The organism is Pediococcus damnosus, from assembly GCF_001437255.1.
Lineage (GTDB): Bacteria > Bacillota > Bacilli > Lactobacillales > Lactobacillaceae > Pediococcus > Pediococcus damnosus.
Map to the genome: position 1 here is coordinate 1 of NZ_JQBD01000054.1, position 13236 is coordinate 13236.

The window sequence follows — 13236 nt, forward strand, 5'->3', positions numbered from 1 at the left end:
TAAGGCACCTAGGAAAACTTGACACATACTAGAAGAATTTAGATTTGACAGAATCCATAATATGAAATACGATTACTAGGAATTAAGAGCGCTTAAGGATTTAAAACAAGTTCAAGATTAAAGGAGTTTGGTCATGGCAACAAAATCCAAAGCAACAAAGTCTAAAAAAACAAGGTCCAAGGCAACAAAAACTAAAAAGAAACTCGTCATTGTTGAATCACCTTCTAAAGCAAAGACGATCGAAAAATATTTAGGTCGAACTTATAAAGTCGTCGCAAGTCTTGGCCATATTCGTGATTTACCTAAAAGTAAAATGGGAGTCGATGTTGATAACAATTTCGAACCTCATTATATTTCCATTCGAGGTAAGGGCGATGTCATTAAGAATTTACGTTCAGAAGCTAAGAAAGCCAAAAAGATTTATTTAGCATCTGATCCTGATCGTGAGGGAGAAGCCATTGCTTGGCATCTTGCTTACTTATTAGGGTTAGACACAAACGATAAAAATCGAGTTGTCTTTAATGAAATTACTAAAGATGCCGTTAAAAATGCTTTTAAGGAACCACGCACTATTGATATGAATCTCGTTGATGCCCAACAGGCACGACGAATTCTGGATCGGTTAGTTGGCTATTCAATCAGCCCCTTGCTTTGGAAAAAAGTTAAAAAGGGCTTGAGTGCTGGTCGAGTTCAATCTATTGCTTTGAATTTAATTATTAATCGAGAAAATGAAATTAAAAGTTTTAAACCAGAAGAATATTGGACGATTGATAGTGAATTTCAAAAGGGTTCCAAAAAATTTCAGGCTATATTTTATGGGGAAAACAATAAAAAACTAGCTTTACCAGATAATGATGCTGTTCAAAATGTTCTAAAGAAAATTGATAAGAAAAAAACATTTAACATCACAAAAGTTGCTAAGAAAGAACGCAGACGTTTCCCAGCACCGCCATTTACCACATCTTCCATGCAACAAGAAGCAAACCGTCGTCTAAACTTTAGAACCCGTAAAACCATGATGGCAGCTCAGCAATTGTATGAAGGTATTCATATCGGAAAAGAAGGCACTGTTGGTTTAATTACCTATATGCGAACTGATTCTACCCGAATTTCTTCAATTGCTAAACATGAAGCTTCTGTATTGATTCATGAAAAATACGGTGCAGATTATGCTGCAACTAAACCACGTAAGGGAAAAATGCCAGAAGGCGCACAGGACGCTCATGAAGCCATTCGCCCTTCTTCAGTTACTCGTACACCGGAGAGCTTGAAAACATACCTCAATAAGGACCAATTTCGTTTGTATAGCTTAATCTGGTCTCGTTTCGTTGCTAGTCAGATGACTCCTGAAGTAATGGATACGATGTCAGTTGCTTTAGAACAAAATCATGTTAACTTTAGGGCTAACGGTTCAAAAACTAAATTTGCTGGTTTTACAACTATTTACAAGAATGCAACAGATAAAGATAATATTTTACCTGACCTTGCGGAAGGTGACACAGTTAAGCTGGCTAAAACTGATCCTGCTCAACATTTCACGCAGCCACCAGCACGTTACAGTGAAGCAAACTTAATCAAAGCTCTTGAAGAAAATGGGGTTGGACGTCCGTCAACGTATGCGCCAACACTGGATACTATTCAAAGACGCTATTATGTAAAATTAGTTTCTCGTCGATTTGAACCCACGGAGCTTGGCGAAATCGTTAATAAAATTATTGTTGAATTTTTCCCAGACATTGTAAACATTTCCTTTACTGCAGATTTAGAAAGCGAATTAGATGGTATCGAAGAGGGTAAAGAAAACTGGGTAGAAGTTGTTGATAAATTTTACAAACCATTCTCCAAAGAAGTTGCACATGCCGAAGAAAATATGGAGTCCGTTCAAATTAAAGACGAACCGGCTGGATTCGACTGTGATATCTGTGGATCACCAATGGTTGTAAAAATGGGACGCTATGGTAAATTCTTTGCTTGTTCCCGATTTCCTGATTGTCGAAACACAAAGGCAATTGTCAAAGAAATCGGCGTGGTATGCCCTAAATGTCATGAGGGCCAAATTATTGAACGTAAATCAAAACGGGGACGGATTTTTTATGGATGCTCTCGTTATCCCGATTGTGATTTTGTTTCATGGGATAAGCCTATTGGTCGTGATTGTCCAAAAGATGGCCACTTTCTTGTTGAAAAGAAAGTTAAGGGTGGCAAACAAGTCTTGTGTCCTAATGGTGACTATGAAGAAGCTATTCAAAAATAAAATAAATACAAACTTAAGTGTTTACTAGGGTTTGTTGTTGAGTTTTCCTCCGTATTTTGCTAAAGTGGCAGTGTACGGAGGTTTTGTTATGAAACGGGATTATATTCAATTATTTCTTGAATATTTGAAAGCTGAACGCCAATATTCAGTCGATACAATTAAGGCTTATCAGAGCGATTTGGAAGAGTTCTGTACATTTTTAAAACAAAATGGTGGTATGAAACCATTTAAAGATATTGACCATTTAGATGTCAATGTTTTTATGACAGATCTTTTTGATAAAAAATATAGCCGAACAACGATTTCTCGTAAGTTATCGACCATGCGTTCCTTCTACAACTTCTTAGCAAAAAATGATCTTGTGGAACGTAATCCTTTTTCGGAAATTAAACTAAAAAAACACCCCAATCGTTTACCTCGTTTTTTTTATCAAAAAGAAATGACTGCTCTGTTCGAAGCGGCTCAATCAAATTCACCGCTTGCTTTACGAAATAGCGCGCTACTAGAGGTATTATACGGTACAGGTATTCGAGTAGGCGAATGTGCAAATCTTCGTTGGCAAAATATTGATTTTTCGTTAAAAATGATGTTGATTCGTGGAAAAGGTGATAAAGAGCGATATGTTCCATTTGGTCAATATTGTTTTGATGCGTTAATTAAATATCGGGACCAATGTCGCCACAATATTATGACAAAATATAAAAAGCAACATGATTTTGTATTTATCAATCATTATGGTGATCCAATTACTTCAACTGGGATTGAATATATTTTAAACCAGATCATTAAACAAAGTAGCCTTACAAGTAAGATTCACCCCCATATGCTGCGACATACGTTTGCTACTCAGTTATTAAACAATGGTGCTGATCTAAGAACTGTCCAGGAGTTACTCGGCCATAGTAGTTTATCGACCACTCAAATTTACACACATGTTACTCAGGAAAATTTACAAAGCAACTATCGTAAGTTTTTCCCCAGAGCAACACATGAATAATAGAAAAAGAGAATTAAATTATTGGTTACAGGCGTTATTGTTGTTCTAAATAAAGCTACAAAATAAAAGACACTAAGAGATTTTCTACGGGTGAAGTTGAACAGCTTTAATTAAAATTGTTGATGTTACTATGTATCTTCACAAATCATCACGTTATTTCTGAATTATTTTAGGAGGAATTTAAATGGCCGAAATTGATAAAACACCGAAACAAATTGTTAGTGAATTAAATGAATATGTGATTGGCCAAACGGCTGCAAAAAAGGCAATTGCCGTTGCTCTTCGCAATCGTTACCGTCGACTACAGCTTTCTGAATCAATGCAGACTGAAATTACACCTAAAAACATGTTAATGATCGGTCCAACTGGCGTAGGAAAAACTGAAATTGCTCGCCGTTTAGCAAAAATTGTTGACGCACCTTTTGTAAAAGTAGAAGCATCTACATTCACTGAGGTTGGTCATGCAGGTCGCGATGTAGAATCCATGATTCGTGATTTGGTAGACAGCTCCGTTCGTATGGAAGAAAAGAGTCAATTTAAAGATATTCGTTCCGATGCTGAACAACGTGCTGACAAACGGTTAGCAAGCTTATTGGTCCCAGCAACTCAAAAAGATGGTTCACAAAAACAATCTGGAGTTGATTTTCAAAACATAATGAGCATGGTTGAAAAAATGCAGCGTGGTGAAAATCCAGAAGTTCCAACACCTGGAACAGAAGAAATATCTGATGATGTCCGGAATAAACGAAAATCAGTGGAAGATCAGTTACGACGTGGTTTACTGGATGGCAGAGAAATCACAATTACTATGGATGACCCTCAACAAGATTTAGGCATAAATAACATGATGGGTCAAATGGGCGTTGATTTTGGCACATCCCTAGGTCAAATGTTACCTAAAAAGCGTATTCAGCGGACTGTTGACGTTGCCGAAGCACGTGAAATATTCATCCGCGAAGAATCCGAAAAATTAGTCAATCATGGCGATCTTTATCACGCAGCTATTGAACGTGCTGAAAATACAGGAATTGTGTTCATTGATGAAATTGACAAAATTGTTGCCACATCGCAACAAAATGCTGAAGAGGTTTCCCGTGAGGGAGTTCAACGTGATATTTTACCAATCGTTGAGGGCTCTCAGATTAATACAAAATACGGTCCAATTAATACAGACCACATTTTGTTCATTGCTTCTGGTGCTTTTCAAGATTCTAAACCAAGTGATTTAATTGCTGAATTACAAGGTCGTTTTCCAATTCGAGTCAAATTAAACGATTTAACAAAAGAAGACTTTGTTAAAATCTTAACTGAACCTAAAAATGCCTTAGTTAAACAATATATTGCCTTAGTTGGCACAGAAAATATTAAGTTGACCTTTACAATCGAAGCTATCAATAAAATTGCTGAAATTGCAACTGAACTTAACCATACAACTGAAAATATTGGAGCTCGCCGTTTACACACTATTCTTGAAAAACTTCTGGAGGATATTCTCTATGAAGGTGCCGATATGGAAATGGGCGACATTACAATTACAGAGCATTATGTAGAAGAAAAAATTGGTAATATTGCTAATGATAAGGAACTTAGCCAATATATCTTATAAAACGAATGGGGTTTTAATTAAATGGTTACCTTAGAAAATGAATATTTACGTGTTCAGATCAATGAATTAGGTGCTGAACTATCTAGTGTAGTTTCTTTAGACACCAACTTAGAATATATGTGGCAGGCTGACAAACAAATCTGGGGGCGTCATGCTCCGGTTCTTTTCCCAATTGTTGGACGGTTAAAAGACGACCAATATGAATATCAAGGAACAAAATATGAAATGCATCAACATGGATTCGCACGTGATGAAGAATTTGAAGTCGTTGATAGTAGCGACACGCATGCCACTTTAAAACTAACTGACAACAATAAAACACACAAAATTTATCCTTTTGAATTTGAGTTAGTTATAAGTTTTGACTTGAAAAATCATGAATTACGAGAAACGTATCGGATCTACAATCCAGACGCAGACAAACACTTATTGTTCTCAATTGGTGGTCATCCCGGATTTAATACAAATTTTGGCTCAGATCAAATATTTGAAGATGGTAATTTGCATATTGCTCCAAACAAGACTTATTCGCAAATTCCATTAAAGGCGCCACTTAATGATGCAGAAAATGCATTTCCTGTTGATTTTAGTAAAGCCACCAGGCTAAATCATGATTTGTTTAAAAAAGATGCCATTATTCTTGAGCTAAATAAACAAGAGACAACAATTATGCTGGATAATCAAAAAAATGACCATGGCGTTGCATTAACCGTTATAGATGCACCATACGTCGGAATTTGGTCTCCATATCCAAACACTGGTAACTTTGTTTGTATCGAACCGTGGTGGGGAATTGCAGACAATGTAAACAGTACTGGTAAACTTGAAGAAAAAATGGGAATTAATGATTTGGATCCTAAAAGTGAAGCTTCACAAAGCTTTGAAATTTCTTTCTTTTAGTGATACAAAAAAAGGAGGTTGTCACAAATGTGATAACCTCTTTTCCATTTCATCATAAAGTTAGCTAGCCTAACGCTTGTTTTTGTGATGATACCAAAAACCAAATGGTATTAAACTTTCTGTCCCGTTTCTGAGCCGTTTAATATTTTCGCGATGCCGATAGAAAATGAAAAAGGTGAGCACTACGGCAACAGTAGTTAAAATCCAATCATGATAAAACAAAGATAAAATGCTAATAAGAACTAACGCCGTCATGCTTGCCACACTAACTGTGCTAGTTAAATATACTAAGCTTGCAAAAATAATACAGGCAATAATAAAAAATGGCGGATTATAGGCCAATAAAATGCCTGCGCTTGTAGCTACTGCCTTACCACCTTTATAGTGATCAAAGATTGAAAAGGTATGCCCTAAAATAGCAGCCAATCCAATTAGTAAGGGATTAACATTTGGTGTGTGAAATAGATACGGCTGACTAGCAGCTAACGTTCCCTTTAAAATATCCATTAGTAAAACAACCGTTCCCGCTTTAGGTCCTAAAACCCGAAAAGTATTGGTTGTTCCAATGTTACCACTACCTTGTTTACGAATATCAACATTAAAGAATTTTTTCCCAATCAAAACACCTGAAGGAATTGAACCTAGCAAATAGGCGATGATCAGCATAATGATAATTTTAAACAAATACTTGGCCCCTTTTCAATTGAGAATCACTTGTAATTTTAGCATGTTTAAAATTTGATTCCAATGTTTGTTTTTGCGTATGTTATATTAAGAAAGGTAATGTTCAGAATTTTTAAAATGATATAATAATAAGGATTATAAGTAGAAAGGGTCTTTGAAATGAGTAAACGTAGTTCAGCAGAATACAATGATTCCTCAATTCAAGTTTTACACGGTTTAGAAGCTGTGCGAAAACGTCCCGGGATGTATATCGGTTCAACCGATAGTCGCGGATTACACCATCTTGTTTATGAGATTGTTGATAATGCTGTGGATGAGGCTCTCGCTGGCTTTGGTAAAAAAATTACTGTGACAATTCATAAAGATAATAGCATCACAATCTCTGATCAAGGTCGGGGAATGCCTGTTGGAATGCATTCTTCTGGCATTCCCACTGTAGAAGTTATTTTTACTGTGCTTCATGCAGGCGGAAAATTTGGTCAGGGCGGTTATAAAACTGCTGGGGGATTACATGGTGTTGGTGCCAGCGTAGTTAACGCTTTGTCTGAGTATCTTAATGTCGAAATCGTACGAGAAGGAAAAAAGTATCGTGAAGAGTTCAAAAATGGTGGTCATGCAGTTGGGACTTTAAAAAAGATTGGTAAAACTAAAGAACCAAATGGGACCGTCGTTACTTTTAAACCAGATCGAGAAATCTTCACGACCACTGTTTTTAACTTTAATACACTTGCAGAACGTCTTCGCGAATCAGCATTTCTGCTTAAGGGCGTCACAATCTCTTTAACTGATGAACGTGAAAATCAAGAACAAACCCAAACTTTCCTTTATGAAGAGGGAATTAAAGAGTTCGTCAGTTATTTAAATGAGGATAAGGATACCCTTGGTGACGTTCTTTACTTTGATGGTTCTAAAGAGGGCGTTGAAGTTGAAGTTGCCGCCCAATATAATGACGGCTATTCCGAAAATGTTCTATCGTTCGTTAATAATGTCCGAACTAAAGATGGCGGCACCCATGAAGCTGGTATGCGTTCAGGATGGACAAAAGCTTTCAACGAATACGCGCACAAAGTAGGGCTGCTAAAAGAGAAAGACAAAAACCTCGAGGGTAGTGATGTTCGGGAGGGACTGTCAGCAGTCATTTCACTGCGAATTCCTGAAAAAATTCTTGAATTTGAAGGCCAAACAAAAGAAAAGCTTGGAACTCCTGAAGCACGACCAATCGTTGATAGTATTGTAAATGAACAACTACTCTTTTACCTCATGGAAAATGGTGAATTTGCACAAATGCTCGTTCGCAAATCATTAAAAGCCCGTGAAGCGCGTGAAGCTGCCCGAAAAGCACGCGATGCAAGTCGTAATGGCAAGAAGCGCAAGAAACAAGATAGGCTCTTGTCTGGTAAATTAACCCCCGCACAGTCCAAAAATGCGGCTCGTAACGAGCTTTTCTTAGTCGAAGGTGATTCTGCCGGTGGTAGTGCCAAGCAGGGCCGAGATCGCAAGTTTCAAGCTATTTTACCTTTGCGAGGAAAAGTTTTAAATACTGAAAAAGCTAAATTACCTGATGTTATGAAAAACGAAGAAATCAGCACAATGATTTATACCATTGGGGCTGGTGTCGGCCCCGAGTTTAAAATTGAGGATCGAAATTACGATAAAGTTATTATTATGACCGATGCGGATGATGACGGTGCTCATATTCAAATTTTGTTACTGACATTCTTCTATAAATATATGCGTCCTATGATTGATTCCGGTCATATTTATATTGCATTGCCTCCACTTTACCGATTGCAAAAGAAAAGCGGTAAAAAAACTAAAACAGTTTATGCATGGACAGATGAAGAACTGGAACAAGCTTCAAAAGAAATCGGTCACGGTTTTGCTCTCCAACGTTACAAAGGACTTGGTGAAATGAATGCGGATCAGCTTTGGGAAACAACCATGAATCCTGAAACAAGAACCTTAGTACGTGTAAAAATTGATGATCCGGCTTTGGCTGAACGCAGAGTGACAACATTGATGGGTGACAAAGTTGAACCACGACGTAATTGGATTGAAAAAAATGTTGAATTTTCTTTGGAAGAAGAAGGCAGCATTCTAGATAATGAGGCCGTTAACGTTGCCCATGAAGATGGTGTTCTCGAAGATGACGAAAACTAAAACTAATGAGAGGAGGTCGTGAATATGACAGATTCAAAAAAAGAAAATGACAATAAAATTCAAGAGCTTACTCTGGAAGATGTCATGGGTGATCGTTTTGGTCGTTATTCAAAATATATTATTCAAGAACGTGCTCTTCCTGACATCCGTGACGGATTAAAACCAGTACAACGGCGAATTCTATACGCTATGAATCAAGACGGAAATACCTACGATAAGGGCTTTCGTAAATCCGCAAAGTCTGTTGGAAACGTTATGGGTAATTTTCATCCTCACGGCGATAGCTCTATATATGAAGCTTTGGTTCGCATGAGTCAGGATTGGAAATTGCGTGCACCTCTAATTGAAATGCATGGTAATAACGGATCAATTGATAATGATCCGGCAGCTGCAATGCGATACACCGAAGCCCGTTTAAGCAAAATTGCAAGTGAGATGTTGAAGGACATCGATAAAGAAACTGTGGATTTTGTTTTAAATTTTGATGATACAGAATATGAACCAACCGTTTTACCAAGTCGTTTTCCAAACCTACTTGTTAATGGTGCCACTGGTATTTCAGCTGGTTATGCAACGGATATTCCGCCGCATAACTTAAATGAAGTTATTGACGCTTTATTGTACCTATTAAAACATCCCGATGCATCATTAGAAAAATTGATGACTTTTGTAAAGGGACCTGATTTCCCAACTTCTGGGATTATTCAGGGGATAGATGGCATTAAAAAAGCCTATAAAACAGGAAAAGGTCGGATCATTGTCCGTTCAAGGACCAAGATTATTTCTTTACGTGGTAATAAATCACAAATCGAAGTTACAGAGATTCCCTATGAAGTAAACAAGGCTCAACTAGTCAAGAAAATTGATGAAATTCGCATTTTGAAAAAAGTTGATGGTATCGTTGAAGTTCGTGATGAATCCGATCGTAATGGTCTCTCAATTGCCATTGAACTCAAACGTGATGCCGACTCAGAAGGTATTTTAAATTATTTATTTAAAAATACTGATCTGCAAATTTCTTATAATTTTAATATGGTTGCCATTAATCATAAACGTCCAGAAACCTTAGGATTAAAGGCCTTTTTAGAAGCATACTTAGTTTTCCAAAAAGAAGTCATTACCAAACGTACCCAATTCAGTTTAAAAAAGGCTGAAAAACGACTTCGGATTGTTCAAGGACTAATTAAGGCTCTTTCAATTTTAGACCAAGTCATTGCGGTCATTAGAGGTAGTAAGGATAAAAAAGATTCAAAAACTAATTTAGTCCAAAAATTTGATTTTACAGAAGAACAAGCAGAAGCTATTGTTTCTTTACAACTGTATCGCTTGAGCAACACAGATGTTACTGCTTTAGAAGCGGAATCTGCGGATTTAAACGAACATATTCAACAATATAATGATATTTTGAATAGTCCTACAGCTCTAGCTAAAGTTCTCCGTACAGAACTAAGCAGTGTTAAAAAACAGTATGGGACACCAAGATTAACGGAAATTCAAGATGAAATTCAAGAAATCAAAATCGATCGTAAAGTAGTTGTTCCCGAAGAACAAGTTATGGTATCCGTTAGTCATGATGGCTACTTAAAGCGGAGTTCGTTGCGTTCTTATAGTGCTTCCAGTGAAGATGATAATGGTCTAAAAGATGAAGATTATCCAATTTTTCTAAAGCAACTCAGCACCTTGGACCACTTAATGATGTTCACCAATAAAGGTAATCTTATTTCACGACCTGTTCATGAATTAGCAGATTCTCGATGGAAAGATACCGGTGAACATATTTCTCAAACTATTGGCTTGGGTGATAAAGAACGAATTATAAAGGCTTTTGCTTTTCATTCATTAAAGGAAAACGGTGAATTCTTAATTGCAACTAATGATGGGTATATTAAACGAACAGACTTCTCTAATTTAACACCTGGACGTAATTACAAAAAACATGCCTCTACATTTATTAAATTAAAAAATGCAGATTCAGTTGTTGTAAATATTTTCTTCATTGAGCATCAATTAAAGCAGACGGTAATGCTCCTTTCTGAACGAGGATATGGGCTCCGTTATGATCTTGCTGAAATCCCAATTATTGGTGCCAGAACTGCTGGTGTCAAATCTATGGACCTTCGTGAAGACCAAGCTGCTAACATTCAGCTTGTGGACGATTCAAATCAAGTTGGAATAATTACACAACGGGGAGCATTTAAACGAATGGCAGTTAAGGACATCCCAGTTACCAGTCGTGCAAGAAGAGGAATCTTGGTTCTTAGAGAACTTAAGAAGGATCCACATCGGATAATTGATTTTATTAAAATAGATAAAAATTCGATTTTGGAAGTTCGAACAAGCCGAGGCACATTACATGACATTATTACAACCGAACATCCATTGAGTGCACGATACTCTAACGGATCATTCGTTATTGATGTTGATTCAGAAGGTACACCAGTCTCTATGATGCTGAAACCGGTTCCCGTTGTAGCGTCCACACCTGAACGTTAAATCTTAAATTAGAATAAATCTCCGTATTTTCAAGGATAATTTCTTGTTTTTTTCATCATTAACCATTAGAATAATTATAAACCATTAGAATAATTATAGTTATTATTTAAGTGACATTATAATGATTAAAAATAATGATAAAAAATTAAGGAGTTAATGGAATGAAATCAAAACAAGAAACGATTTTTTCATCTAAGACTTTGACTTATTTCCTTCAGTTAGCCGATACTATGAACTATACACAGGCTGCTCAAATTTTAGGAATTACACAGCCAGCTTTGACACAACAAATTAAGAAGTTAGAACATACAGTTGGTGCACCATTATTCTATTCAGTTGGAAAAAAATTACGATTGTCAGATGCTGGTTATACCATGCTAAAGGCAACTCACAATATTAATGAGGTTTTGAATCAGGCAACTGATGAAATTCAACAATCAACTTCAGCAACTCAAGGTGAAATCAATATTGGTATGTTAGCCTCAATTGAATCACGTGTGTTTGAAGATTTCATCACAAAATACTATGAAAAACAACCTGACATTCTCATTTCATTTCATACATTAACACGTAAGGAAATTTGGGAACGACTGGAAAATAATCGAATCGATTTAGCCATCATGTACTTACCAGATGGCAGTATTAAGAACTGGAAACCTTATGAATCACGTAAAATTCTTAACGAAGATTTACTTTTTATTCATCATGAAGAAAAGATGTCTAAACAAAAGAAGATCAAGCTAAAGCAAACCTTAAATGCTAACTGGGTTACATATCCAGAAGGCTATTATCTAGAAGGAGTTTTACGTGAAGCTTACAAAAATCAATTAGTTGATGTCCCAAATAGTGTGGCCCGTTTTACCACTCCTGATCAAATTCGTCGTTTTGCAGAAAATGCTGGAGTAAACACGGCGCTTCCTGCCTCATACGTGATTTCGCATCCTGGATCAGATAACACTTGGATGGCACGTTTTGACCCAGCAATTAACTTTGATTTAAGCTTTGTTTTTCGTAAAGATAAGGATGAAATTCCAAGAATCAATACTTTCTTAGAAGCATTTGATACCTATTTGAGTGAAGAAAGTTACACAGAACGTTTACGTAAGATGATTGGTAATCAAAATTAAACAATAGAATATAAGGAGTTTTTGTTAATCATGAGTAAAGAATTAGTTTTTGGTCATAAAAATCCAGATACAGACGCCATTAGTTGTGCAATTGAATATGCTTACTTAGCAAATAAACTGGGCGATGACGTGGAAGCCGTTGCGTTAGGCAAAACTAATAACGAAACCAACTACGTTTTAAAACGTTTTAATGTAAAGGCACCTCGTGTAATTACTAAGGCCAAACCTGAAGTTGATTCAGTTGTCTTAGTTGATCACAACGAAGCTATTCAAAGTGTATCTGACATAGCAGACGTCACCGTATCAGGTGTTATTGATCATCACAAAATTAATTTTACTTCTGCACAACCTTTGTTTTATCGTGCAGAACCAATTGGCTGTTGTAGTACAATTATTTACAAAATGTATCTAGAAAATAATATTGAGATTCCTAGTAATATCGCTGGGTTAATGTTGTCTTCAATCATTTCTGATACCTTACTTTTGAAATCTCCTACAACTACTGATGACGAACGTAATGCAGTACCTGCTTTAGCAAAGATTGCCGGTGTCTCTGATTATGAAGCCTATGGTGTTGAGATGCTCAAGGCTGGTAGTGATGTTGATAGCCGTACTGCTGAAGACATCCTAGAGGGCGATGCAAAATCGTTTGATATGGGCGGCAAATCAGTTCGCATTGGACAAGTAAACACTGTTGATTTAGACGATGTCTTCAAACGCCAGGATGAACTGGAAAACACAATGAAATCTCTTATCAAAAAAAATTCTTACGACTTGTTTCTTTTGTTAGCTACTGACGTTCTGACAAGCGATTCAGAGTTACTAGTCCTAGGTGAGGGGACAGAGGCTGTTGAAACTGCCTTTAACCACAAGCTCAGCAACAACCGAATGACCTTACCAGGAGTTGTCTCACGTAAAAAGCAGGTTGTCCCACCATTAACCAAAGTTTTAAGTTAAATCTAACTAAAGAAATACTAAAAAGAAATAATCGAGTAGGAGGTAGTTGATTAATTCA

Annotated in this window: 9 protein-coding genes; 8 read left to right on the top strand and 1 reads right to left on the bottom strand. The window is 36.6% G+C overall.

What is annotated here, in order from left to right; genetic code table 11:
- Nucleotides 1-133: 133 nt before the first annotated feature.
- From topA to IV84_RS07180, 4 genes are all read left to right on the top strand, one after another.
- On the top strand, nucleotides 134-2254 hold the full coding sequence (topA, locus tag IV84_RS07165) for a type I DNA topoisomerase (protein ID WP_046871126.1): 2121 nt from the start codon (nucleotides 134-136) through the stop codon (nucleotides 2252-2254).
- Nucleotides 2255-2342: 88 nt separating this feature from the next.
- A complete protein-coding gene (gene xerC, locus IV84_RS07170) occupies nucleotides 2343-3251 on the top strand; it encodes a tyrosine recombinase XerC (RefSeq protein WP_056986322.1) in 909 nt (302 codons plus the stop codon).
- 184 nt (nucleotides 3252-3435) lie between these two features.
- The gene (hslU, locus tag IV84_RS07175; RefSeq protein ID WP_046871128.1) at nucleotides 3436-4857 is read left to right on the top strand and encodes an ATP-dependent protease ATPase subunit HslU; all 1422 of its coding nucleotides are present in this window, start codon (nucleotides 3436-3438) and stop codon (nucleotides 4855-4857) included.
- A 21-nt stretch (nucleotides 4858-4878) separates the two neighbouring features.
- The gene (locus IV84_RS07180) at nucleotides 4879-5757 is read left to right on the top strand and encodes an aldose 1-epimerase family protein (RefSeq protein WP_046871129.1); all 879 of its coding nucleotides are present in this window, start codon (nucleotides 4879-4881) and stop codon (nucleotides 5755-5757) included.
- Between the two features lie 69 nt (nucleotides 5758-5826).
- Here the strand turns inward: IV84_RS07180 and plsY are convergent, their stop codons facing one another.
- Complete coding sequence (gene plsY / locus IV84_RS07185; RefSeq protein WP_162261350.1) at nucleotides 5827-6423, bottom strand: glycerol-3-phosphate 1-O-acyltransferase PlsY; 597 nt, start codon at nucleotides 6421-6423, stop codon at nucleotides 5827-5829.
- Between the two features lie 177 nt (nucleotides 6424-6600).
- On the opposite strand from plsY, the gene parE reads away from it, so the two are divergent.
- The 4 genes from parE to IV84_RS07205 all read left to right on the top strand — a co-directional run bounded on the left by parE (nucleotide 6601) and on the right by IV84_RS07205 (nucleotide 13178).
- Nucleotides 6601-8601: a DNA topoisomerase IV subunit B gene (parE, locus tag IV84_RS07190; RefSeq protein ID WP_046871131.1), complete on the top strand. Its 2001-nt coding sequence runs from the start codon at nucleotides 6601-6603 to the stop codon at nucleotides 8599-8601.
- A 24-nt stretch (nucleotides 8602-8625) separates the two neighbouring features.
- Nucleotides 8626-11094, top strand: coding sequence for a DNA topoisomerase IV subunit A (parC, locus tag IV84_RS07195; RefSeq protein ID WP_056986323.1), 2469 nt, complete (start codon nucleotides 8626-8628; stop codon nucleotides 11092-11094).
- A gap of 161 nt (nucleotides 11095-11255) precedes the next feature.
- Complete coding sequence (locus IV84_RS07200) at nucleotides 11256-12221, top strand: LysR family transcriptional regulator (protein ID WP_046871133.1); 966 nt, start codon at nucleotides 11256-11258, stop codon at nucleotides 12219-12221.
- 30 nt (nucleotides 12222-12251) lie between these two features.
- Nucleotides 12252-13178, top strand: coding sequence for a manganese-dependent inorganic pyrophosphatase (locus IV84_RS07205; protein WP_046871134.1), 927 nt, complete (start codon nucleotides 12252-12254; stop codon nucleotides 13176-13178).
- The last annotated feature ends 58 nt before the right edge of the window (nucleotides 13179-13236 follow it).

Bases quoted from the DNA above. Each gene is read 5' to 3' on its own strand.
- IV84_RS07200 (WP_046871133.1), top strand. From the start codon at position 11,256: ATGAAATCAAAACAAGAAACGATTTTTTCATCTAAGACTTTGACTTAT.
- hslU (WP_046871128.1), top strand. From the start codon at position 3,436: ATGGCCGAAATTGATAAAACACCGAAACAAATTGTTAGTGAATTAAAT.
- IV84_RS07180 (WP_046871129.1), top strand. From the start codon at position 4,879: ATGGTTACCTTAGAAAATGAATATTTACGTGTTCAGATCAATGAATTA.
- topA (WP_046871126.1), top strand. From the start codon at position 134: ATGGCAACAAAATCCAAAGCAACAAAGTCTAAAAAAACAAGGTCCAAG.
- parC (WP_056986323.1), top strand. From the start codon at position 8,626: ATGACAGATTCAAAAAAAGAAAATGACAATAAAATTCAAGAGCTTACT.
- xerC (WP_056986322.1), top strand. From the start codon at position 2,343: ATGAAACGGGATTATATTCAATTATTTCTTGAATATTTGAAAGCTGAA.
- IV84_RS07205 (WP_046871134.1), top strand. From the start codon at position 12,252: ATGAGTAAAGAATTAGTTTTTGGTCATAAAAATCCAGATACAGACGCC.
- plsY (WP_162261350.1), bottom strand. From the start codon at position 6,423: ATGCTGATCATCGCCTATTTGCTAGGTTCAATTCCTTCAGGTGTTTTG.
- parE (WP_046871131.1), top strand. From the start codon at position 6,601: ATGAGTAAACGTAGTTCAGCAGAATACAATGATTCCTCAATTCAAGTT.